A 21633-nucleotide genomic window follows, 5' to 3' on the forward strand; every position below is an offset into this window, starting at 1 on the left:
AAATGCGTATTAGTACTCAAATGATGTATGAGCAGAGTATGCGTGGGGTGACAAACTCCCAGAGTCTCTGGCTCGGTTATGGCGAACAGATGTCTACCGGTAAGCGTGTAAACCGCCCATCCGATGACCCGATTGCCGCGTCTCAGGCTGTTGTGCTGTCTCAGGCGCAAACTCAGAACAGCCAGTATACGCTGGCGCGTAGCTTTGCAACGACCAAAGTCTCTCTGGAAGAGAACGTGTTGACGCAGGTGACATCGGCTATCCAGAGCGCGCAGGAAAAGATCGTTTATGCGGGCAACGGCACGCTGAGTGATACCGACCGCGCTTCGCTGGCGACTGACCTCCAGGGTATCCGCGATCAGCTGATGAACCTTGCGAACAGCACCGATGGTAATGGCCGCTATATCTTTGCCGGTTACAAAACCGAAGCGGCGGCTTTTGATTCAACGACCGGTGATTACGCTGGCGGCACGACGCCAATCAGCCAGCAGGTTGATTCGGCGCGTACCATGCAAATCAGCCATACCGGCACTGAAGTTTTCGATAACTTCACCAGCAGCGCAAAACCAGAGCCAGATGGCAGTGCCCCGGAAACGAACCTGTTCAAAATCCTGGACTCGGCGATTGCCGCGCTGAATACGCCGATTGCCGACGATCAGACCGCTGCTGACGCCCTGACCGCTTCGGTTGATAAAGCCAACCGTGGCCTGAGTAATTCGCTGGATAACGTTCTGACAGTACGTGCTGATTTGGGTACGAAGCTGAATGAGCTGGATAAACTGGATGCACTGGGCGATGACCGTGCGCTGGGACAAACTCAGCAGATGAGCGATCTGGTTGACGTTGACTGGAACTCGGTGATTTCGTCTTACACCATGCAGCAGGCGGCATTGCAGGCGTCTTATAAAGCGTTCAGCGATATGCAGGGCATGTCTCTGTTCCAGTTGAACAAGTAACATCTTGACCTCTTAGAACATGTCTCGAAACTGGGCATGTTTTGACTGCCCAATCCATATCTGGATTGGGCATTTTTTTTATAACGCCTCAGCCTGAGCAGACATCACACGGGCGCTTTCAATCAAGCGGATCACCAGTGCAATGGCGCCGCACAGGGTTGCCAGCGCTACCACGCCAGACCAGCCCGCCAGGGAATAGATATTCGTGCCCGCCACTGAACCCAGCGCCATTCCGATAAAGACTACCGTAAACAGCAGGGCGTTCAGACGACCGCGTGCCTGCGGCTCAAGGCTGTAGACCAGGTTCTGATGCGCCACCAGGCTCGATTGCAGACCCAGGTCGAAACCGACGGCGGAAAGCGCGATCAGGAACAATTGCCCGTGTGTGCCAAGGGCAGGCATCAGGAACATCAGGGCAAAAGAGACGGTCACCAGTACTGCCCCAAGCTGGGTGACTTTCCCCGCGCCCAGTTTATCTGCCAGGCCACCCGCCAGCGGTGCAGCAAGCGCACCCGCCGCACCGGCAATACCAAACCCACCGGCAACCGCGCTGCCCAGGTGATAACGCTCAAACAGCATTACAGCAAGCGTTGACCAGAACGCACTGAACGCAACCGAAAGGAAACCCTGAGCCAGTGCCGCACGGCGCAGGGCCGGATAACGACGCCACAGGTGCTCCATTGAGCGCATCAGTGCCGGATAGCTGAGCGTGGAGTGGGTCGCAAAACGCGGCAGTACCGCCCACATCACCGCGCCGATAATGGCAATACTGACGGCGGCCAGCTGATACATAACGCGCCAGCCAAAGGCTTCACCCACCACGCCGCTAACGGTACGCGACAGTAAAATACCCAGTAACAAACCGGTCATGACCGTGCCCACGGTTTTACCCTGTTTGCCTTCCGGCGCAAGAATGGCTGCCGCAGGGACGATATCCTGCGCCATGGTTGCGGCCATCCCGATTAACAGGCTTGCCAGCAGCAGGGAATGTAACTGCCCGGTCAGGCTGCAGCCCAGTAAGAAGAGGGCCAGGGCGGCACTTTTTATCAGGATTAATGTTCTGCGGTCATGGCGATCGCCGAGCGGCAACAGGAAGAGAATGCCCAGCGCATAGCCTGCCTGGGTCAGAGTGGGGACCAGGCCCATGCCTTCGATGCTCAGATGCAGGTCTGAACCCATCAGGGGCAACAGAGGCTGGGCATAGTAAATTGATGCCACGCTAAATCCGGCACCCATCGCCAGCATAAAAATAACCCAGCGGCTTACGGCATGGGTGGCAGTTGTTGTGTTCATAAGACGTTCCTCAGTCATAGTGTGAGGATATTTTTTCGCAGTCAGCCTTGTGGTGGTAGACGGCCTGGTGGTAAAACGCTTATACGTTAAACGTATCACCAGTAAAATCATGAAGCGAAATGAGCGTATAGACAGGGTTGAGCTGATGCGGACGTTTGTGCGCATTGTAGAGTCGGGTTCGTTGTCGGCGGCAGCAAGGCAGCTTGGCACAACGCAGGCGACAGTCAGCCGGCGTCTGCAATCTCTGGAAACCGTGCTGGGTGTACGGTTGTTGCTACGTACTACCCATGCAACCAAATTAACGGATGATGGCGAGCGCTGTTATCAACATGCCCGACGGGTGATTGATAGCTGGCTGGCACTGGAAGATGAAGTCGGGCAGACCGAAGACGAACCGGTTGGCGTGCTGCGGGTCCGTGCACCCCATGCTTTTGGGCAGGATCAGCTTCTTAAACCGCTCACGCAATTTTTGCAGCGTTACCCGCAGTTATCCGTGGAGTGGATGCTGAATGATAAGTCGGTCGACTTCCTGAGCGATAATCTCGACTGTGCCATCCGCGTGGGGGCGGAAATCGATCCGGCGACCGTTTCCGTGCTGCTGGCTGAAGTCCCGCGTTGTGTGGTGGCATCGCCGGAGCTGCTGGCTCAGTTTGCGCCTGTGAAAACCCCGGAAGATCTCTCTGCGCTGCCATGGATTGCGATCAACACCTTTTATCAACGTCATGTCGAGTTATTCGATGGCGTTTCTGAGTTGCCCGCGCGTATTGCCATCACCCCAAGACTGAGTACCGACAGCCTGCATGTGGCGCGTAATACCGTGCTGAGCGGGCTGGGTGTGGCAGTTGTTTCAAGCTGGACGGTCAAACAGGATATTCAGGAAGGGCGGTTAGTGCATTTGCTTCCCGGCTGGCAACCGGCGGCGTTACCTGTGCATCTGGTGTATCCGTGGTCACGCTATTATCCGGCGCGTCTGAGGCGTTTTCTGGAGCTGATGCGCCAGGTGATGCCGGACATCGCCGGCATGAGAAAACCCGAGCAGTAGCAATAAAAAAGCCGACCCGAAGGTCGGCTTTTCTTATTTTACGCAGACTTACTCAACAGACTGTGGGCGGGTAGCCGGTGCAGTCGCCTGGTGCGTTGCACTGTGACCACCGGCAGAGCCTTTGCCGTCGAAGTTAAAGTTTGGACGAACCCAGTCGCTCTGGCGAGGTGCTTCTGGCACGTACTCTGGCGCTGGCGCACGCGTCATTGGCGCAGTGGCAACGTGAGCACGGGTAGCCACTTCGACAACCGGTTCAGGCTTCACTTCCGGCACGATGGCTTCGGCAACAACAGGTGCAGGTTCAGCCTTAACCTCAACGGTAACGGGTGCTTCGGCCACTACCTCTTCAGCGACCGCTTCAACGATCTCTTCAACCGGTGCGGCAGGTTCAACTTCTTCTGCTACCTGCTCTGCAACCACAGTGTCTTCTTCCGCGATGATGTGTACAGCGTCATCAACCGGCGCAGCAATCACTTCCGGATGGGTGGTTTCCACGGTAACGGCATGAGGAGCGCTCTCAACAGCCTGAGGCTCAACAACGGTTGCGGCTTCTGTTACCACTTCCTGTACGGCTTCAACTGGAGCCACGATCTCTTCAGCCACAACCGCTTCTTCAACCAGCTGCTCTGGACGTGCTACCGGATAGCGGATCCAGACTTTACCAGAGGCCATTTCCGGGGAAGCACAGGCTACGGCCAACGGCATTGGTGACTGGCCTGGGTAACGCTCGTCACGATAACGACGACGACGCTGGCCGCTTACGCGCAGGTGACGCGGAGAACGACGGGAGCGACGTGGCATCCCTGCGTTATCACGGGCTTCACCGTTTTCATCCTGTTCTGCGCTGTTGTCGACCACGGCTGGCAGGTCTACTTTAGCCAGCTGGGTGTTCGGCGCGATTTCAGCAACGGTTTCAGTCGCGACGATTGCGGTCTCTTCCGTTTGCTCTGACGCGAAACGAACTTTCTGAGCCAGCTGACGCTGTTTACGGCGCGGCATAACCTGAGTACGTTCTTCCTGCTCGGTCTCCTGCTGTTCAACAGGGGCTTCGCGGTTCAGGTTTTTAACTTCCTGCTGAGCCTGACGCTTGTCGTCGTTACGGCGACGATTACGCTCACGGCGAGGCTGTTGCTCGTCGCGCTGTTTGCTCTTCTCAGACTCATCGCCCGCCTGCTGGCGAATTTCGCGATCTTCAACGTTTTGCTGTTGTTTCTCACGACGGTTGCGGCGGTTGTCTTCGCGTTGCTCACGGCCTTCGTTGCTGTCGGAACGGTTATCACGGCGCTCGTTACGGTCGCTACGATCGTTACGGTCATTGCGATCGCGACGGTTGTTCTGACGCTTACGACGATCCTGCTGACGCTCTGGCTTCGCTTCTTTCGGTGCTTCCTGCGGCTGTTCTGGCTGTGCTTCTTCGCCTGCGAACATCTTTTTCAGTGCACCGAAGAAACGACCCAGCAGACCTGGCTGAGCAGGCTGTGCTTTCGCCGCTTCTGGCGCAGGTTTTTGAACAGCAGGTTTCACAGCTGGTTTTTCCAGTGCGGCTTCCGGTGGTGCTTCCGGCATGATGAAGGTAGCTAATGCAGGCTGCTCAGGCAGTTTACGCTCGGCAGGCTCTTCATCAGATGGCAGGGCCATCTCTTCTTCATGCAGCTTAGGCAGCAGGTAGCTCAGGGTCGTGGTTTCTTCGCCTTTGCGGACGCGCAGCACGTGGTAGTGCGGGGTCTGCATCTGGTCGTTTGGCACGATGATGCAGCGTACGCCGCCCTGACGCGCTTCGATTGCACTGACTGCGGCACGTTTTTCGTTCAGCAGGTAAGAGGCAATCGGCACCGGAACAATGGCGTGGACTTCTTTGGTGTTCTCTTTCAGCGCTTCTTCTTCAATCAGGCGCAGAATCGACAGGGACAGTGATTCGTTGTCACGAACGGTACCTGTACCAGAACAGCGTGGGCAGACGTGATGGCTGGACTCACCCAGTGACGGGCTCAGACGCTGACGGGACATCTCCAGCAGGCCAAAACGAGAGATATGGCTAATCTGGATACGCGCACGGTCCTGACGTACCGCTTCACGCAGACGGTTTTCAACCGCGCGCTGGTGGCGTACAGGGGTCATGTCGATGAAGTCGATAACAATCAGGCCACCCAGGTCGCGCAGGCGCAACTGGCGGGCGATTTCATCGGCCGCTTCAAGGTTGGTGTTGAAGGCGGTTTCTTCGATATCGCCACCGCGCGTTGCACGTGCGGAGTTGATGTCGATTGCGGTCAGCGCTTCAGTGGTATCGATAACGATAGAACCGCCGGATGGCAGGCGCACTTCACGCTGGAAGGCGGACTCAATCTGGGATTCAATCTGATAGTGGCTGAACAGCGGGATTTCACCGGTGTACAGTTTGATTTTGCTGGTGAAATCCGGGCGACCCAGTGCGGCGATGTGCTGGCGAGCCAGCTCAAGCACTTTCGGATTATCAATCAGAATTTCGCCGATGTCCTGACGCAGATAGTCACGGAAAGCACGCACGATGACGTTACTTTCCTGGTGGATCAGGAATGGAGCAGGGCGGCTTTCAGCTGCTTTCTGGATAGCTTCCCAGTGCTTCAGGCGGAAGCTTAAGTCCCACTGCAAAGCTTCGGCAGATTTGCCCACGCCTGCGGTACGAACGATAAGTCCCATGCCATCCGGCAGCTCAAGGCTTGCCAGCGCTTCTTTCAGCTCGGTACGGTCGTCGCCTTCGATACGGCGAGAGATACCACCCGCACGCGGGTTGTTTGGCATCAGTACCAAATAGCTTCCTGCCAGGCTGATAAAGGTGGTCAGCGCAGCGCCTTTATTGCCGCGTTCTTCTTTATCAATCTGAACAATAACTTCCTGACCTTCGCGCAGTACATCTTTAATGTTCGGGCGACCGTGGGAGTTATAGTTGGCAGGGAAGTATTCGCGAGCAATTTCTTTAAGAGGAAGGAAACCGTGACGCTCAGCGCCGTAATCGACGAATGCAGCTTCAAGGCTTGGTTCAATGCGGGTGATTTTGCCTTTGTAAATGTTCGCTTTTTTCTGTTCGTGTCCAGGACTTTCGATATCCAGATCGTACAGGCGCTGCCCATCCACAAGGGCGACACGCAACTCTTCTTGCTGAGTTGCGTTGATTAACATTCTTTTCATCGTAACTTACTCATTATTCTTACATTGACGACAAAGCTGCGGGCAAGGTGACGCTTTCCGGGGTATGAACCGATGGCCTCGTGACTATTCACGTCGCCAACCTCACGGTTGTCGCTCGCTTAAGAGGCGCAGAGTGTCGGTTGCCTGTATTTCATACGGAAACACAGCGCAATTATCAGGGGAATTGCCTGGGTAAAACTCTCCAGAGAACAATCCTTATACCGGGAAGTACTGCAACCCGCAGCCCGCTAACTGCCTGAAAGATCAATACGTCTTACGCCATTGCTGCGTGGATGATCGGTCAGACAAAATTGGTCATTCCGTCAGTATCCTTACTTAACCAGGATTTAACACGGAAAACGGCCTCATTATTCCACTGCTCGCCGGGTTATAGCAAGATGACTTTTACCAATTATCACCCGGTTACTCACAGTTTCTCCACTTCAGCGAAGCGATTGGTCTAATATCCACCAAATCGATTGCGCACGAAGAAAGCGTGCCGGATAAAAGTAAATATAAGCATAGAAAAATGAGTGGCGCTAATGCGTGACGATATTTAGAATCGCCAACCATGAAAACAGAGACTCCAGCCGTAAAAATGGTTGCCATCGCCGATGATGAAGCGGGGCAACGTATCGATAACTTTTTGCGTACTCAACTGAAAGGCGTACCAAAGAGTATGATTTATCGCATCTTGCGTAAGGGCGAGGTGCGGGTGAACAAAAAACGCGTGAAACCTGAATATAAACTCGAAGCGGGCGATGAAGTCCGTATTCCGCCGGTACGTGTTGCCGAGCGTGAAGAAGAGGCGGTTTCACCAAAATTGCAGAAAGTCGCGGCTCTTAGCGATGTGATTTTATATGAAGACGATCACATCCTGGTGCTGAACAAGCCATCGGGCACGGCGGTACATGGTGGCAGTGGTCTGAGTTTTGGCGTAATTGAAGGCCTGCGCGCCTTGCGACCGGAAGCGCGTTTCCTTGAGCTGGTGCATCGCCTCGACCGTGATACCTCTGGCGTGTTGCTGGTAGCGAAAAAGCGGTCTGCGTTACGTTCCCTGCACGAGCAGTTGCGTGATAAAGGAATGCAGAAGGATTACCTGGCGCTGGTGCGTGGTCAGTGGCAGTCTCATATGAAAGTGGTTCAGGCACCGTTGCTGAAAAATATCCTGCAAAGCGGCGAACGCATTGTTCGCGTTAACCAGGAAGGCAAACCGTCAGAGACGCGTTTTAAAGTCGAAGAGCGTTTTGAGTTTGCCACGCTGGTGCGCTGTAGCCCGGTCACGGGCCGTACGCACCAGATCCGCGTGCATACGCAATACGCGGGGCATCCTATCGCATTTGATGACCGTTACGGCGACAGGGAGTTCGATAAACAGCTGGCAGGCACCGGGTTATCGCGTCTGTTCCTTCATGCGGCTGCGCTGAAATTTACCCATCCGGGGACGGGTGAGGTGATGCGTGTTGAAGCGCCGCTGGACGATCAGCTGAAACGCTGCCTGAAAGTCCTGCGCGGCTAAGGTAAAAGTAAAACGGCAACGAAGTTGTCGTTTTTAATGTGTGCACCCTCTCCCACAGGGAGAGGGCATCAGGCCGCAACGGTTAAATCAAGCACTGAGCGGATTTAACGCCTCACGTCTTAACATCTGGCAAAGCGCAATCAACGGCAAACCGACCAGCGTGTTAGGGTCGCGGCCTTCCAGTCTTTCGAACAACGCAATCCCCAACCCTTCACTTTTAAAACTGCCTGCACAGTTCAGCGGCCGTTCTTTACGCACGTAATCCACAATCTCTTGCTCGCTGAGATGGCGGAAGTGCACATCGAAAGGCTCGCATTCGGTTTGCAGATGACCAGAGGCCGAGTTATATAGCGCCAGGCCAGTATAAAAGGTCACGATATTGCCGCGTGCGCTCATCAACTGCTGGATGGCATTCTCTTCGGTATGCGGTTTTCCGGTGATGACACCATCAAGTACGCAAACCTGATCGGAGCCTATAATCAAATGCGCAGGATAACGAGCAGCCAGAGATTGTGCTTTTTCCTGCGCCAGACGTGTGACCAGATGCCGTGGTGACTCACCTGATTGTGGGGCTTCGTCAACGGCCGGTGCGGCACACTCAAACGGGATCCCGAGTTTTTCCAGCAACATTCGACGGTAGGGTGAAGTGGAGGCGAGAACGAGATTTGGCATATTTTTATCACCAGATATAGCGTATCGATGCCAGCCATTTTAAACTACAGGCCGCAATGTGTGCGAATAATTGGCAAAAGGCAGCCCTGGTTGCCTTTTTCTTTGACTATATGACGTTACAAAGTTAATATGCGCGCCCTATGCAAAAGGTAAAATTACCCCTGACTCTTGATCCGGTTCGTACGGCTCAGAAACGCCTCGATTACGAAGGAATCTATTCTTCCGATCAGGCAGAGCGTATTGCCGAATCCGTAGTCAGTGTGGACAGTGATGTAGAATGCTCCATGTCGTTCGCTATCGATAACCAGCGCCTTGCCGTTTTAACCGGTGATGCAAAGGTGACGGTAACGCTCGAATGTCAGCGTTGCGGGAAACCGTTTGTACAGCATGTTCACACAACGTATTGTTTTAGTCCGGTTCGTTCTGACGAACAGGCTGAAGCACTCCCGGAAGCGTATGAGCCGATTGAGGTTAACGAATTCGGTGAAATCGATCTTCTGGCTCTGGTTGAAGATGAAATCATCCTCTCCTTGCCAGTTGTTCCGGTGCATGATTCTGAACACTGTGAAGTGTCCGAGGCGGACATGGTCTTTGGGGAACTGCCTGATGAAGCGCAAAAACCAAACCCATTTGCCGTATTAGCCAGCTTAAAGCGTAAGTAATTGAGGAGTAAGGTCCATGGCCGTACAACAGAATAAACCAACCCGTTCCAAACGTGGCATGCGTCGTTCCCATGACGCGCTGACCGCAGTTACCAGCCTGTCTGTAGACAAGACTTCTGGTGAGAAACACCTGCGTCACCACATCACTGCTGACGGTTTCTACCGTGGCCGCAAGGTAATCACTAAGTAATTACGCGCAAGCGTGATGAAGCTTAGTGAGGATTTCCCCAGGCAACTGGGGAAACACCAAACCAGGCAGTGACGACACCTTGACACGTCTAACCCTGGCGTTAGATGTCATGGGGGGCGATTTTGGCCCTTCTGTGACAGTGCCTGCAGCATTGCAGGCACTGAATTCTAATTCGCAACTCACACTTCTTTTAGTCGGTAATCCCGACACAATCACGCCATTACTTGCAAAAGCTGACTTCGAACAACGTTCGCGTCTGCAGATTATTCCTGCGCAGTCAGTTATTGCCAGTGATGCCCGGCCATCGCAGGCTATTCGCAATAGCCGTGGCAGTTCTATGCGAATGGCGCTGGAGCTGGTAAAAGAAGGGCGAGCTCAGGCTTGCGTCAGTGCCGGGAATACCGGTGCGCTGATGGGGCTGTCGAAATTATTGCTCAAGCCGATAGAGGGCATTGAGCGTCCGGCGCTGGTGACGGTGTTGCCGCATCAGCAAAAGGGCAAAACGGTAGTGCTGGATCTGGGCGCTAACGTTGATTGTGATAGTACAATGCTGGCTCAGTTTGCCGTCATGGGTTCGGTGCTGGCAGAAGAGGTTGTCGGGATCAACAATCCCCGCGTTGCGTTACTGAATATTGGTGAAGAAGAGACAAAAGGTCTGGATAACATTCGCGAAGCCGCGGAATTGTTAAAACAGGTCCCTTCTATCAACTATATTGGTTATCTCGAAGCCAATGAGTTGCTCACCGGTAAAACCGATGTGCTGGTGTGCGATGGGTTCACCGGTAACGTAACGTTAAAAACCATGGAAGGGGTCGTTCGAATGTTCCTTTCGCTGCTCAAATCGCAGGGCGAAGGGAAAAAAAGGTCCTGGTGGCTGATTTTATTGAAGCGTTGGTTACAAAAAAGCCTGACGCGGCGATTCAGTCACCTCAACCCCGACCAGTATAATGGCGCCTGTCTGTTAGGATTGCGCGGTATTGTGATTAAGAGTCACGGTGCGGCCAATCAGCGAGCTTTTTCCGTCGCGATTGAACAGGCAGTGCAGGCGGTGCAGCGACAAGTCCCACAGCGGATTGCCGCTCGCCTGGAATCTGTATTAGCTAAAAGTGACTGAGCGTACATGTATACGAAGATTATAGGTACCGGCAGCTACCTGCCAAAACAAGTGCGAACCAACGCCGATCTGGAAAAAATGGTAGATACGTCTGACGAGTGGATTGTCACGCGCACAGGTATCCGTGAACGTCGTATTGCCGCGCCAGACGAAACCGTTGCCACTATGGGCTATGAAGCTGCACAACGTGCGCTTGAAATGGCTGGCATTGATAAAGAACAGATTGGTTTGATCGTGGTAGCAACAACGTCCGCGACGCACGCCTTCCCAAGTGCCGCATGTCAGATTCAAAACATGCTGGGCATTAAAGGTTGCCCGGCGTTTGATGTTGCCGCAGCCTGTGCAGGTTTTACTTATGCACTGAGCATTGCCGATCAATATGTTAAATCCGGTGCTGTGAAGCACGCGCTGGTTATCGGCGCTGACGTGCTGGCACGCACCTGCAACCCGGAAGATCGCGGGACCATTATTATTTTCGGCGATGGCGCTGGCGCGGTACTGCTTGGGCAGTCCGAAGAGCCGGGTATCATCTCCACGCATTTACATGCTGACGGTAGCTACGGCGAGCTGTTAACCCTGCCTAACGCGGATCGCGTTAACCCGGACAACTCCATCTACCTGACCATGGCGGGTAATGAAGTGTTCAAAGTGGCAGTGACCGAACTGGCTCACATTGTCGATGAAACGCTGGAAGCGAACAATCTTGAACGCTCCGCGCTCGACTGGCTGGTTCCGCATCAGGCGAACCTGCGCATTATCAGCGCAACAGCGAAAAAGCTGGGCATGTCGATGGATAACGTTGTGGTGACCCTGGATCGTCACGGCAACACCTCTGCGGCGTCGGTACCTTGCGCATTTGATGAAGCGGTACGCGATGGACGAATCAAACGGGGCCAGCTGGTCTTGCTTGAAGCCTTTGGTGGTGGGTTCACCTGGGGTTCCGCACTGGTTCGTTTCTAGTATAAGGATTAAAAAGATGACGCAATTTGCTTTTGTGTTCCCGGGACAGGGTTCTCAAACCGTTGGGATGTTGTCTGAAATGGCAGCAAACTATCCGGTAATCGAAGAGACTTTCCGTGAAGCTTCTGATGCACTGGGTTATGATCTGTGGGCGTTGACTCAGCAGGGGCCTGCTGAAGAGCTGAACAAAACCTGGCAGACGCAGCCAGCACTGCTGACCGCATCTGTTGCGCTGTGGCGTGTCTGGCAGCAGCAGGGCGGTAAAGCGCCAGCGCTGCTCGCAGGTCACAGTCTGGGCGAATACTCTGCGCTGGTCTGCGCAGGCGTGATCGCATTTGCTGATGCCGTACGTCTGGTTGAACTGCGCGGTAAGTTCATGCAGGAAGCTGTACCAGAAGGCACCGGCGGCATGTCTGCGATTATCGGTCTTGATGATGCGTCTATCGCTAAAGCATGTGAAGAGTCAGCTGAAGGCCAGGTTGTTTCTCCGGTCAACTTCAACTCGCCAGGCCAGGTGGTTATCGCGGGTCATAAAGAAGCGGTTGAACGTGCGGGTGCTGCCTGTAAAGCTGCGGGCGCGAAACGTGCTCTGCCACTGCCAGTTAGCGTGCCGTCTCACTGTGCGCTGATGAAGCCAGCTGCCGACAAACTGGCGGTTGAGCTGGAAAAAATTACCTTTAACGCACCGACGATTGCCGTTGTGAACAACGTCGATGTGAAGTGCGAAACGGCGCCGGACGCTATCCGTAATGCGCTGGTTCGTCAGCTCTATAGCCCAGTTCAGTGGACCAAAACCGTTGAGTTTATGGCGTCACAGGGCGTTGAGCATCTGTATGAAGTCGGTCCTGGTAAGGTCCTCACCGGTCTGACAAAACGTATTGTTGACACCCTGACTGCCTCGGCGATTAACGAGCCGGAAGCGATGTCAGCGGCACTCTCGCAATAAAAGAGGAATACCATGAGTTTTGAAGGAAAAATCGCACTGGTCACCGGCGCAAGCCGCGGTATCGGGCGCGCAATTGCTGAAACACTGGTTGCGCGTGGCGCGAAAGTGATTGGTACAGCAACCAGCGAGAATGGCGCTAAAGCCATCAGCGAATATCTGGGTGAAAACGGTAAAGGTCTGGTACTGAATGTGACCGAACCGGCATCTATCGAATCTGTTCTGGAAAATATTCGCGCAGAGTTTGGCGAAGTGGATATTCTGGTAAATAATGCCGGGATCACTCGCGACAACCTGCTGATGCGAATGAAAGATGATGAGTGGAACGATATTATCGAAACCAACCTGTCATCTGTATTCCGTCTGTCAAAAGCGGTAATGCGCGCTATGATGAAAAAGCGTCATGGTCGTATTATCACTGTTGGTTCTGTGGTTGGTACCATGGGAAATGCTGGTCAGGCTAACTACGCTGCGGCGAAAGCAGGCCTGATCGGTTTCAGTAAGTCGCTGGCACGTGAAGTTGCGTCCCGCGGTATTACTGTAAACGTTGTTGCTCCGGGTTTTATTGAAACGGACATGACGCGTGCGCTGACCGATGATCAGCGTGCGGGTACACTGGCAGCAGTTCCTGCGGGCCGTCTTGGCGACCCTAAAGAAATTGCCAGTGCGGTTGCATTTTTAGCCTCTGACGAAGCGGGTTACATCACTGGTGAGACCCTCCACGTCAACGGCGGGATGTATATGGTTTAATCACGATCGAAAATATTTGCGTTATTAGGGCAAATGGCCTCAAAATAACGTAAAATCGTGGTAAGACCTGCCGGGATTTAGTTGCAAATTTTTCAACATTTTATACACTACGAAAACCATCGCGAAAGCGAGTTTTGATAGGAAATTTAAGAGTATGAGCACTATCGAAGAACGCGTTAAGAAAATTATCGGCGAACAGCTGGGCGTTAAGCAGGAAGAAGTTGTGAACTCCGCTTCCTTCGTTGAAGACCTGGGCGCAGATTCTCTTGACACCGTTGAGCTGGTAATGGCTCTGGAAGAAGAGTTTGATACTGAGATTCCGGACGAAGAAGCTGAGAAAATCACCACCGTTCAGGCTGCCATTGATTACATCAACGGTCACCAGGCGTAAGTGAACATCTCCAGGCGGTCATTCGACCGCCTGAGTTTTATCTTTTTTAGTCCCACGAATCCCTTTTTATCCCTCCCTGGAGGACAAACGTGTCTAAGCGTCGTGTAGTTGTGACCGGACTTGGCATGTTGTCTCCTGTCGGCAATACCGTAGAGTCCACCTGGAAAGCTCTCCTTGCCGGTCAGAGCGGCATCAGCCTAATCGACCATTTCGATACTAGCGCCTATGCAACGAAATTTGCTGGCTTAGTAAAGGATTTTAACTGTGAAGAGATCATCTCGCGCAAAGAACAGCGCAAGATGGATGCCTTCATTCAATATGGAATTGTCGCTGGCGTTCAGGCCATGCAGGATTCTGGCCTTGTCATTACGGAAGAGAACGCAACCCGTATTGGTGCCGCTATTGGCTCCGGGATTGGCGGTCTTGGCCTAATCGAGGAAAACCACACATCTCTGATGAACGGTGGCCCGCGTAAGATTAGCCCATTCTTCGTTCCGTCAACGATTGTTAACATGGTGGCAGGTCACCTGACCATTATGTTCGGGCTCCGTGGCCCAAGCATTTCCATCGCTACCGCCTGTACCTCTGGTGTGCATAACATCGGTCAGGCTGCGCGCATTATCGCCTATGGCGATGCCGATGCGATGGTAGCGGGCGGTGCTGAAAAAGCCAGCACCCCACTGGGTGTTGGTGGTTTTGGTGCAGCGCGTGCGCTGTCTACCCGTAACGATAATCCTCAGGCGGCGAGCCGTCCATGGGATAAAGACCGTGATGGTTTCGTGCTGGGTGATGGTGCCGGTATGATCGTGCTGGAAGAGTACGAACACGCGAAAAAACGTGGCGCCAAAATCTATGCTGAAATCGTTGGCTTTGGTATGAGCAGCGATGCTTATCACATGACGTCACCACCGGAAGATGGTGCTGGTGCAGCGCTGGCGATGGCTAACGCCATCCGCGATGCGGGTATCACTCCAGCTCAGATTGGCTACGTCAATGCCCACGGTACGTCTACCCCAGCTGGCGATAAAGCAGAAGCACAGGCTGTTAAGTCTATCTTCGGTGAATCCGCCAGCCGCGTAATGGTGAGCTCGACGAAATCCATGACCGGTCACCTGTTGGGTGCGGCGGGTGCAGTAGAATCTATCTACTCTATCCTTGCGCTGCGCGATCAGGCTGTTCCGCCAACCATCAACCTGGATAACCCGGATGAAGGTTGCGATCTGGACTTCGTTCCACACGAAGCGCGTCAGGTTAGCGGCATGGAGTACACCCTGTGTAACTCCTTTGGCTTCGGCGGCACGAATGGTTCTCTGATCTTCAAAAAGATCTGATCCTGAAGGCACGTTAGCGCTTAAAAAAGGTCCGCTTGCGGGCCTTTTTTTATAGTCCTGTCTGCGCAGAAACTGCCTCAATATGTTCGTTTAAGAGATCTTGCAGGCCTTATCACGTGTTTAACATCAAATGTAAACATGGCGGTATCGTCGATATAAGGAGATCTCAGATATGTGCTACAGAAAAACCCCCACTCTTACCGTACTGGATAATCATCAAAACGCGATCCGGGAAATTGCATGGTGTTGTATGCCCGATACCCCTGATGAAGCCGATATTCGAATAACCCGGTATTCTTTTGATGAGAGAGGGACTGGACAAAAGTCTGCCGATCCGCGTTTGTATCTGGCGAATGATAGCAACGAATACAGAATGAAGGATCTTATTGGTACTCTCATTCTGCAACACAATGTTGATTCGGGTTTAACTGTCGCCATTAATGATGCTGCTAGCCGCCCTGTAGTCTCGATAAGCGGAATCACAATCAATAATGAAAATGAGAAAGTATTTGGCCAGGCCACTGTCCGACAAAACCATTACGAAGAGGTTGGCTCTTCTGGCCGTCTGTGCTGCATTGTTGAGGGGGCCGATGCCGGACCGTACGCTACCGTGGAACGTCTGATTTGGGCCGAAAATGATGACGCTCACAAAGGGTTTAATCTTAATGGGCAGTGTATTAGCCATTATGATCCCGCAGGCTTACTGCAAACAAGCAGCATTGCGCTTTGTGGCGTACCCCTGGTGGTGTCGCGTCGGGTGCTTAAAGAGACGGGGGAGAGCGGTTTTCAGCTCGACTGGGAGGGAACAAGTGCGGAAAAATGGGATGCCGCACTAGAAACAGAATCCCGGGTCACCCAGATGACAGCGAATAGCCATGGGTTGAGCTTGACGGTTATCGATGCCGCAGGCAATACCCAGCGGATGAAATATGACGTGGTACAGCAGCTGAAGCAAAGCTGGCTGACGCTCTTAAACAGTGAAGAACAGATCATTTTGAACAATTTGATGTACTCAGCAAGTGGAAAGCCCTTGCAGGAAGTACACGGCAATGGTGTAGCGATTACCTATACCTGGGAAGACGAAACGTTAAACCTGAAGGAGATGAAAACGGAACGCCCGGCAGGGCATAGCGCAGGAGCTAAGGTACTGCAGTATTTGCGTTATGAGTATGATCCAGTAGGAAACGTTTTAAAAATCGGTAATGATGCCGAAGAGACCCGCTTTTGGCGCAATCAAAAAGTCGCGGCCGACAGTGTTTATACCTACGATAGCCTCTATCAGCTTCTTAGCGCCAGCGGGCGTGAGATGGCGGATATTGGACAGCAATCTGAAAAAATGCCTTCCAGTTCCTCTTTTGATGACACAACGCTCACGGGATACACCCGCTATTACACCTATGATGCTGGCGGAAATCTGACGCGAATCCGCCATTCTGCCCCTGCAACTGAAAATAATTACACCACAACCATGACGGTGAGCGATCGAAGTAATCGTGCGGTGCTGAATTCACTGGCGCAAATGCCTGAAGATGTTGATGCGTTATTTACCCCACAGGGCCAACAGCGCGTGATGCAATCGGGACAAATTTTGCACTGGGGGTTGAGCGGCGGCTTGCAAAAAGTGGTCGTGGTGGAACGGGAGTCGGGCATTAATGATGAAGAATATTATCGCTATGGATCGGATAACCAGCGAGTGACGAAGGTGACTGCCCAGCAGGTGGGAGCAAACCCGCAGAAGCAAACGGTAACCTGGCTGCCTGGTCTCGAACTCAGAACAACGACAATCCACGGCACGGTAAAAGAGTCGCTTCAGGTTATCACGGTAGGTAAACCGGAACAGGTCCGGATTCTGCATTGGGATACAGGGAAACCGTCGGGTGTCGAAAATAATGCACTGCGATTTGTCTACTGTAATGGATTCGGTAGCCATACTCTGGAGATCGATGGTGAGGGTAAAGTCATCACCAAAGAAGAATTCTATCCTTATGGAGGCACGGCAGTCTGGTCAAGTCGTTCCAGTGTGGAGGCAAGTTATAAAACGATCCGCTATTCTGGAAAAGAGAGGGATGCGACAGGATTATATTACTACGGCTCCCGATACTTTCAGCCGTTTTCTGGGCGATGGCTAAATGCCGACCCTGCCGGAACGGTTGACGGTCAGAATTTATATCGGATGGTACGCAATAATCCCCTACGCTATTTCGATCCCGATGGCCAGGAACCGAAACTCTTTAATAACCCTCAGGACATGTTTGCTGACTTCGAAGTCACAGTCTCAAAATTACTCACCCAGGCGGCGAAGTCGAAAGCGGTTAAAGAAAACCCGTCAATGGTTGGCAACAGGGTAATCAGCATGGCGCAGATCTTTTATCGGGATGGGACGTCTAAATTTACCTACAGCATCAATTTATATGAGGGACTGGAAATAAAAAATGCCAGCAATGAATTTAAGCAGTGGGCGAAAGATGAGCTGGGATATCTGCCGAGTGAACATGACGAAACGAAGAGCGTGGAGGAACGGCGCTATCTTAATCATGCTGAAGCTATTATGTTCCGCAATCTGACGACCGCAACGAATGCGGATCGAAATGTGAAAAGCATCAGTCTGATGCAGAAGCAGTCGATGTGCGAACGATGCCTGGTGGGGCTTTACGCTTACAGAAGTACGCTCCCCAAAAATCGCTATGTCACAATGAATTTAGATGCCGCTCATCTTCCTGGTGAAGTTGTTAGCCGCGGATTAAAGAATGAACGCTTTGGCGGCTATAAGTATAACAATATTGATTTTACCCAGAAGCTGTCGGAATTCTGGTCGAGTATCGATCAGAAGATGGTAAGTCGATACTACCGAGAGTTTGAACGTATTTTTGGCATGCGGCCTTCAGGGCGGGGGTTAGGCGCTACGTCCGACTTAGCTGGTGCTTCTACAAGCGGTATGTCTGCGCGGGGGACGGCAGCAAGAGGCGCCCCGAGAGGGCGTGCCCGGGGGAGTATGAGAGGTAAAGGTGCCTCGTCACGTGGTGCCAGCGCGTACTGATTCTTCCTCCCATCTCCAGCCCGAACTTCCGGGCTGGAGATGACGCCAGATGGAATGCGCACCGCGGATTCAGTCATCTTCCCTTGTTCACCATGCTGCATCCTGCCAAACTAGCCGACCACGCAAAAGGAGCCGCTATGTTCTTAATCAATGGTCAGCGAAAGACAATGCTTCCCGCAAGCGACAGGGCGACGCAGTTTGGTGATGGCTGCTTTACCACCGCGCGGATCCTGAATGGAAAGGTCTGTTTTCACGCCACGCACATTCTGCGCCTGCAGGCTAATTGCGAAAAACTATTTATCCCCTTTACGTCGTGGGAAGTGCTAAGTGAGGAGATGACACAACTGGCGGCCGGGGAGCGTGACGGTGTATTGAAGGTCATCATTAGCAGAGGCAGTGGAGGGCGCGGCTACAGTGGTTCTGCTTGCCACGTGCCCACACGCATACTCTCGGTTTCCGCGTATCCTGCCCATTATCACCGCTGGCGAGAAGAGGGTGTTACGCTGACGTTGAGCCCGATCCGTCTGGGACGAAACCCCATGCTGGCTGGCATTAAGCATCTCAATCGGCTGGAGCAGGTGCTCATTCGTACTCATCTTGAACAGACGGACGCCGATGAGGCGTTGGTTCTTGACAGCGAAGGGTTCATTACTGAATGCTGTGCGGCTAATTTATTCTGGCGGCAGGGCAGTGATGTCTTCACGCCGAAGCTTGATCAGGCTGGCGTAAATGGCATTATGCGCCAGTTTTGTATGCAGCAGCTGGCACACTCTGGTTTTCGCGTTGTCGAAGTTAACGCAACTGAGGATGCGCTGTTAGCGGCAGATGAAGTCGTTGTCTGTAACGCACTGATGCCAGTTGTACCTGTTCGCGCCTGCGGCCAGCAACGCTGGGCATCGCGCGAACTGTATCATTATTTAGCCCCGTTATGTGAGCAAACCAGAACGTCATGAAGAAAATGTTGCGCTTTATCCTGCTCCTGGTTGTTGTGCTGGCAGTTGCTGGCGGAGCCGGAGTGTGGAAGGTTCGCCAGCTGGCGGACAGTAAGATCCTGATTAAAGAAGAGACAATATTTACCCTTAAAGCAGGAACCGGACGTCTGGCGCTCGGCGAACAGCTTTACGGTGATAAAGTGATTAACCGTCCGCGGGTTTTCCAGTGGCTGCTGCGCGTGGAGCCAGACCTGTCACATTTTAAAGCCGGCACGTATCGCCTGATGCCAGGCATGACGGTCAGAGAAATGCTGCAATTACTGGAAAGCGGTAAAGAGGCACAATTCCCGCTGCGCTTTGTTGAGGGGATGCGCCTGAGCGACTACCTCAAACAGCTGCGCGATGCGCCTTACATCAAACATACTCTGAAAGATGATAGTTACCAGACGGTGGCTGAGGTGCTGAAACTCGAACATCCTGAATGGGTTGAAGGCTGGTTTTGGCCGGATACCTGGATGTATACCGCCGGGACCACCGATGTTGCCATCCTGAAGCGTGCGCACAAAAAAATGGTTGCCGCCGTTGATGCCGCCTGGGAAGGGCGCATCGACGGGCTGCCGTATAAAGATCAGAACCAGTTCGTGACCATGGCCTCTATCATCGAAAAAGAGACCGCGGTTGCAGCGGAACGTGACCAGGTGGCATCGGTATTTATCAACCGACTGCGCATCGGAATGCGGCTGCAAACCGATCCTACGGTGATTTACGGCATGGGTGAGAATTACACCGGTAAGATATCAAGAAAAGACCTGGAAACGCCGACCGCGTATAATACCTACGTGATTAGCGGATTACCGCCAGGCCCGATTGCCACCCCGAGCGAAGCCTCGCTTAACGCGGCGGCTCATCCGGCAAAAACACCTTATCTCTATTTTGTGGCTGATGGAAAAGGCGGGCATACCTTTAATACCAACCTTGCCAGCCACAATCGCTCTGTTCAGGACTATCTGAAGGCACTTAAGGAAAAAAATGCGCAGTAAATACATTGTTATTGAGGGGCTGGAAGGCGCAGGTAAAACAACCGCGCGCAATCTGGTGGTGGATACACTCAAAACGCTGGGTATCGGGGAGATGGTGTTCACCCGCGAGCCGGGCGGCACGCAGCTGGCAGAAAAACTGCGAAGCCTGGTGCTGGATATCAAATCCGTGGGTGACGAAATCATCACTGATAAAGCCGAAGTTCTGATGTTTTATGCCGCGCGCGTTCAGCTGGTTGAAACCGTTATCAAACCCGCACTGGCCGAAGGCAAATGGGTGATTGGCGATCGCCACGATCTCTCGACTCAGGCTTATCAGGGCGGCGGCCGGGGTATCGATCAGACGATGTTAGCCACGCTGCGTGATGCGGTGTTGGGTAACTTCCGCCCGGACCTGACGCTCTATCTGGATGTCACCCCTGAAGTGGGTCTGAAACGCGCCCGTGCGCGTGGCGAGCTGGATCGTATTGAACAAGAGTCGCTGGATTTCTTCAACCGTACTCGCGCGCGTTATCTTGAGCTTGCCGGGCAGGACAGTTCCATCCGCACCATTGATGCTACCCAGTCACTCGATGACGTGGCGCGCTCTATTCGTGAAACAGTGACCCAGTGGGTACAGGAGCAGCAGGCATGAAATGGTATCCATGGTTGCGCCCACATTTTGAGCAGCTGATTAACAGCTATCAGGCCGGTCGGGGGCATCATGCGTTACTGATTCAGGCGTTGCCGGGTATGGGTGATGACGCGCTGATTTACGCGATCACCCGTTTTTTGATGTGCCAGCAGCCAGAAGGGCACAAAAGCTGCGGGAAATGCCGGGGCTGCCAGCTGATGCAGGCAGGCACCCATCCTGACTACTACACCCTTGAGCCAGAAAAAGGCAAAACCACCCTCGGTATTGATGCCGTGCGTGAGGTCAGTGAAAAACTGTACGAACACGCGCGACTGGGTGGGGCAAAAGTAGTCTGGCTGAAAGATGCGGCGTTACTCACAGAGCCGGCGGCGAACGCACTGCTGAAAACGCTTGAAGAACCCCCGGAGAAGACCTGGTTCTTTATGTCATGCCGTGAACCGGGGCGATTGCTGGCGACATTGCGTAGCCGCTGCCGTCTTCATCACCTCTCTGTACCGCAAGAAACCTGGGCGTTAAGCTGGCTTGAGCGTGAAGTGACCGTGTCACAAGAGGCGGCGCTCACCGCATTGCGCTTATGCAGCGGTGCGCCAGCGGCAGCGCTGGCATTGCTGCAACCCGAAAGCTGGTCGCAGCGTGAGGCGCTTTGCCGTGCCGTGGCGTCAGCGCTGGATAGCCGCGACTGGCTGAGTTTACTGGCTGTCCTTAACCATGACCAGGCTGCTGAGCGCTTGCACTGGCTGGCGTCAATGCTGCTGGATGCGCTGAAGTGTCAGCAGGGCGCAACACTGCTGTCCAACGTGGATGTCTGGGGGCTTATCAATACGCTGGCCAACCGTCTGTCGGGCAATATGCTGCGTGCTATTCTTCATGATGTCTGCCAGAGCCGTGAACAACTCTTAACGGTAACCGGTCTTAATCGCGAGCTTTTACTAACGGACCAGTTACTGCGTATCGAACATTACCTGCAACCAGGCACACCGCTGCCTGTTTCCCATCTCTGAGAGA

19 protein-coding genes are annotated in these 21633 nt (G+C 53.3%); 16 read left to right on the plus strand and 3 right to left on the minus strand.

Going from position 1 to position 21633, the window contains the following annotated elements; all coding sequences use genetic code 11:
* The first annotated feature begins 2 nt into the window (after window positions 1-2).
* A complete protein-coding gene (flgL, locus tag N1249_RS08340; protein WP_259836673.1) occupies window positions 3-956 on the plus strand; it encodes a flagellar hook-associated protein FlgL in 954 nt (317 codons plus the stop codon).
* 78 nt (window positions 957-1034) lie between these two features.
* Here the strand turns inward: flgL and N1249_RS08345 are convergent, their stop codons facing one another.
* The gene (locus N1249_RS08345) at window positions 1035-2249 is read right to left on the minus strand and encodes an MFS transporter (RefSeq protein ID WP_182060457.1); all 1215 of its coding nucleotides are present in this window, start codon (window positions 2247-2249) and stop codon (window positions 1035-1037) included.
* Window positions 2250-2358: 109 nt separating this feature from the next.
* On the opposite strand from N1249_RS08345, the gene N1249_RS08350 reads away from it, so the two are divergent.
* Complete coding sequence (locus N1249_RS08350) at window positions 2359-3291, plus strand: LysR family transcriptional regulator (RefSeq protein ID WP_259836676.1); 933 nt, start codon at window positions 2359-2361, stop codon at window positions 3289-3291.
* A gap of 48 nt (window positions 3292-3339) precedes the next feature.
* On the opposite strand, the gene rne is transcribed toward N1249_RS08350, so the two are convergent.
* Window positions 3340-6456, minus strand: a complete 3117-nt coding sequence (gene rne / locus N1249_RS08355) for a ribonuclease E (protein ID WP_259836677.1) — start codon at window positions 6454-6456, stop codon at window positions 3340-3342.
* A 571-nt stretch (window positions 6457-7027) separates the two neighbouring features.
* On the opposite strand from rne, the gene rluC reads away from it, so the two are divergent.
* Window positions 7028-7975, plus strand: coding sequence for a 23S rRNA pseudouridine(955/2504/2580) synthase RluC (gene rluC / locus N1249_RS08360; protein WP_259836679.1), 948 nt, complete (start codon window positions 7028-7030; stop codon window positions 7973-7975).
* 87 nt (window positions 7976-8062) lie between these two features.
* On the opposite strand, the gene N1249_RS08365 is transcribed toward rluC, so the two are convergent.
* Window positions 8063-8647, minus strand: a complete 585-nt coding sequence (locus N1249_RS08365; RefSeq protein WP_259836681.1) for a nucleoside triphosphate pyrophosphatase — start codon at window positions 8645-8647, stop codon at window positions 8063-8065.
* Between the two features lie 140 nt (window positions 8648-8787).
* On the opposite strand from N1249_RS08365, the gene yceD reads away from it, so the two are divergent.
* From yceD to holB, 13 genes are all read left to right on the plus strand, one after another.
* Complete coding sequence (yceD, locus tag N1249_RS08370; RefSeq protein WP_126543712.1) at window positions 8788-9309, plus strand: 23S rRNA accumulation protein YceD; 522 nt, start codon at window positions 8788-8790, stop codon at window positions 9307-9309.
* A 16-nt stretch (window positions 9310-9325) separates the two neighbouring features.
* Window positions 9326-9499: a 50S ribosomal protein L32 gene (rpmF, locus tag N1249_RS08375; RefSeq protein WP_003857964.1), complete on the plus strand. Its 174-nt coding sequence runs from the start codon at window positions 9326-9328 to the stop codon at window positions 9497-9499.
* Between the two features lie 79 nt (window positions 9500-9578).
* Window positions 9579-10613, plus strand: a complete 1035-nt coding sequence (plsX, locus tag N1249_RS08380; RefSeq protein WP_176408551.1) for a phosphate acyltransferase PlsX — start codon at window positions 9579-9581, stop codon at window positions 10611-10613.
* Between the two features lie 6 nt (window positions 10614-10619).
* Window positions 10620-11573 (plus strand): beta-ketoacyl-ACP synthase III, encoded by a 954-nt coding sequence (locus N1249_RS08385; RefSeq protein ID WP_014069785.1) that lies wholly within the window; start codon window positions 10620-10622, stop codon window positions 11571-11573.
* Between the two features lie 16 nt (window positions 11574-11589).
* Window positions 11590-12519 carry an ACP S-malonyltransferase gene (gene fabD, locus N1249_RS08390; protein WP_259836683.1) on the plus strand — a complete coding sequence of 310 codons (930 nt, stop codon included), beginning with the start codon at window positions 11590-11592 and terminating at the stop codon, window positions 12517-12519.
* A 12-nt stretch (window positions 12520-12531) separates the two neighbouring features.
* Window positions 12532-13266 carry a 3-oxoacyl-ACP reductase FabG gene (gene fabG, locus N1249_RS08395; RefSeq protein WP_014069787.1) on the plus strand — a complete coding sequence of 245 codons (735 nt, stop codon included), beginning with the start codon at window positions 12532-12534 and terminating at the stop codon, window positions 13264-13266.
* Between the two features lie 154 nt (window positions 13267-13420).
* Window positions 13421-13657, plus strand: coding sequence for an acyl carrier protein (gene acpP / locus N1249_RS08400; protein WP_003857954.1), 237 nt, complete (start codon window positions 13421-13423; stop codon window positions 13655-13657).
* A gap of 89 nt (window positions 13658-13746) precedes the next feature.
* Window positions 13747-14988, plus strand: coding sequence for a beta-ketoacyl-ACP synthase II (gene fabF, locus N1249_RS08405; RefSeq protein ID WP_259836686.1), 1242 nt, complete (start codon window positions 13747-13749; stop codon window positions 14986-14988).
* 172 nt (window positions 14989-15160) lie between these two features.
* The gene (locus N1249_RS08410; protein ID WP_259836695.1) at window positions 15161-18025 is read left to right on the plus strand and encodes an RHS repeat-associated core domain-containing protein; all 2865 of its coding nucleotides are present in this window, start codon (window positions 15161-15163) and stop codon (window positions 18023-18025) included.
* A 137-nt stretch (window positions 18026-18162) separates the two neighbouring features.
* A complete protein-coding gene (gene pabC, locus N1249_RS08415; RefSeq protein WP_259836697.1) occupies window positions 18163-18978 on the plus strand; it encodes an aminodeoxychorismate lyase in 816 nt (271 codons plus the stop codon).
* A complete protein-coding gene (gene yceG, locus N1249_RS08420) occupies window positions 18975-19997 on the plus strand; it encodes a cell division protein YceG (protein ID WP_259836699.1) in 1023 nt (340 codons plus the stop codon). Before pabC ends, yceG begins: the two co-directional genes overlap by 4 nt.
* The gene (tmk, locus tag N1249_RS08425; RefSeq protein WP_014069791.1) at window positions 19987-20628 is read left to right on the plus strand and encodes a dTMP kinase; all 642 of its coding nucleotides are present in this window, start codon (window positions 19987-19989) and stop codon (window positions 20626-20628) included. Before yceG ends, tmk begins: the two co-directional genes overlap by 11 nt.
* Window positions 20625-21629, plus strand: a complete 1005-nt coding sequence (holB, locus tag N1249_RS08430) for a DNA polymerase III subunit delta' (RefSeq protein ID WP_259836702.1) — start codon at window positions 20625-20627, stop codon at window positions 21627-21629. Before tmk ends, holB begins: the two co-directional genes overlap by 4 nt.
* Window positions 21630-21633: the final 4 nt, after the last annotated feature.

Origin of the sequence: Enterobacter sp. CP102, assembly GCF_025152625.1 — a bacterium.
Classification (GTDB): Bacteria; Pseudomonadota; Gammaproteobacteria; order Enterobacterales; family Enterobacteriaceae; genus Enterobacter; species Enterobacter soli.

Bases quoted from the DNA above. Each gene is read 5' to 3' on its own strand.
- N1249_RS08365 (WP_259836681.1), bottom strand. From the start codon at position 8,647: ATGCCAAATCTCGTTCTCGCCTCCACTTCACCCTACCGTCGAATGTTG.
- N1249_RS08345 (WP_182060457.1), bottom strand. From the start codon at position 2,249: ATGAACACAACAACTGCCACCCATGCCGTAAGCCGCTGGGTTATTTTT.
- rne (WP_259836677.1), bottom strand. From the start codon at position 6,456: ATGAAAAGAATGTTAATCAACGCAACTCAGCAAGAAGAGTTGCGTGTC.
- yceD (WP_126543712.1), top strand. From the start codon at position 8,788: ATGCAAAAGGTAAAATTACCCCTGACTCTTGATCCGGTTCGTACGGCT.
- fabD (WP_259836683.1), top strand. From the start codon at position 11,590: ATGACGCAATTTGCTTTTGTGTTCCCGGGACAGGGTTCTCAAACCGTT.
- N1249_RS08350 (WP_259836676.1), top strand. From the start codon at position 2,359: ATGAAGCGAAATGAGCGTATAGACAGGGTTGAGCTGATGCGGACGTTT.
- yceG (WP_259836699.1), top strand. From the start codon at position 18,975: ATGAAGAAAATGTTGCGCTTTATCCTGCTCCTGGTTGTTGTGCTGGCA.
- pabC (WP_259836697.1), top strand. From the start codon at position 18,163: ATGTTCTTAATCAATGGTCAGCGAAAGACAATGCTTCCCGCAAGCGAC.
- N1249_RS08385 (WP_014069785.1), top strand. From the start codon at position 10,620: ATGTATACGAAGATTATAGGTACCGGCAGCTACCTGCCAAAACAAGTG.
- N1249_RS08410 (WP_259836695.1), top strand. From the start codon at position 15,161: ATGTGCTACAGAAAAACCCCCACTCTTACCGTACTGGATAATCATCAA.
- rpmF (WP_003857964.1), top strand. From the start codon at position 9,326: ATGGCCGTACAACAGAATAAACCAACCCGTTCCAAACGTGGCATGCGT.
- holB (WP_259836702.1), top strand. From the start codon at position 20,625: ATGAAATGGTATCCATGGTTGCGCCCACATTTTGAGCAGCTGATTAAC.
- tmk (WP_014069791.1), top strand. From the start codon at position 19,987: ATGCGCAGTAAATACATTGTTATTGAGGGGCTGGAAGGCGCAGGTAAA.
- rluC (WP_259836679.1), top strand. From the start codon at position 7,028: ATGAAAACAGAGACTCCAGCCGTAAAAATGGTTGCCATCGCCGATGAT.
- fabG (WP_014069787.1), top strand. From the start codon at position 12,532: ATGAGTTTTGAAGGAAAAATCGCACTGGTCACCGGCGCAAGCCGCGGT.
- flgL (WP_259836673.1), top strand. From the start codon at position 3: ATGCGTATTAGTACTCAAATGATGTATGAGCAGAGTATGCGTGGGGTG.
- acpP (WP_003857954.1), top strand. From the start codon at position 13,421: ATGAGCACTATCGAAGAACGCGTTAAGAAAATTATCGGCGAACAGCTG.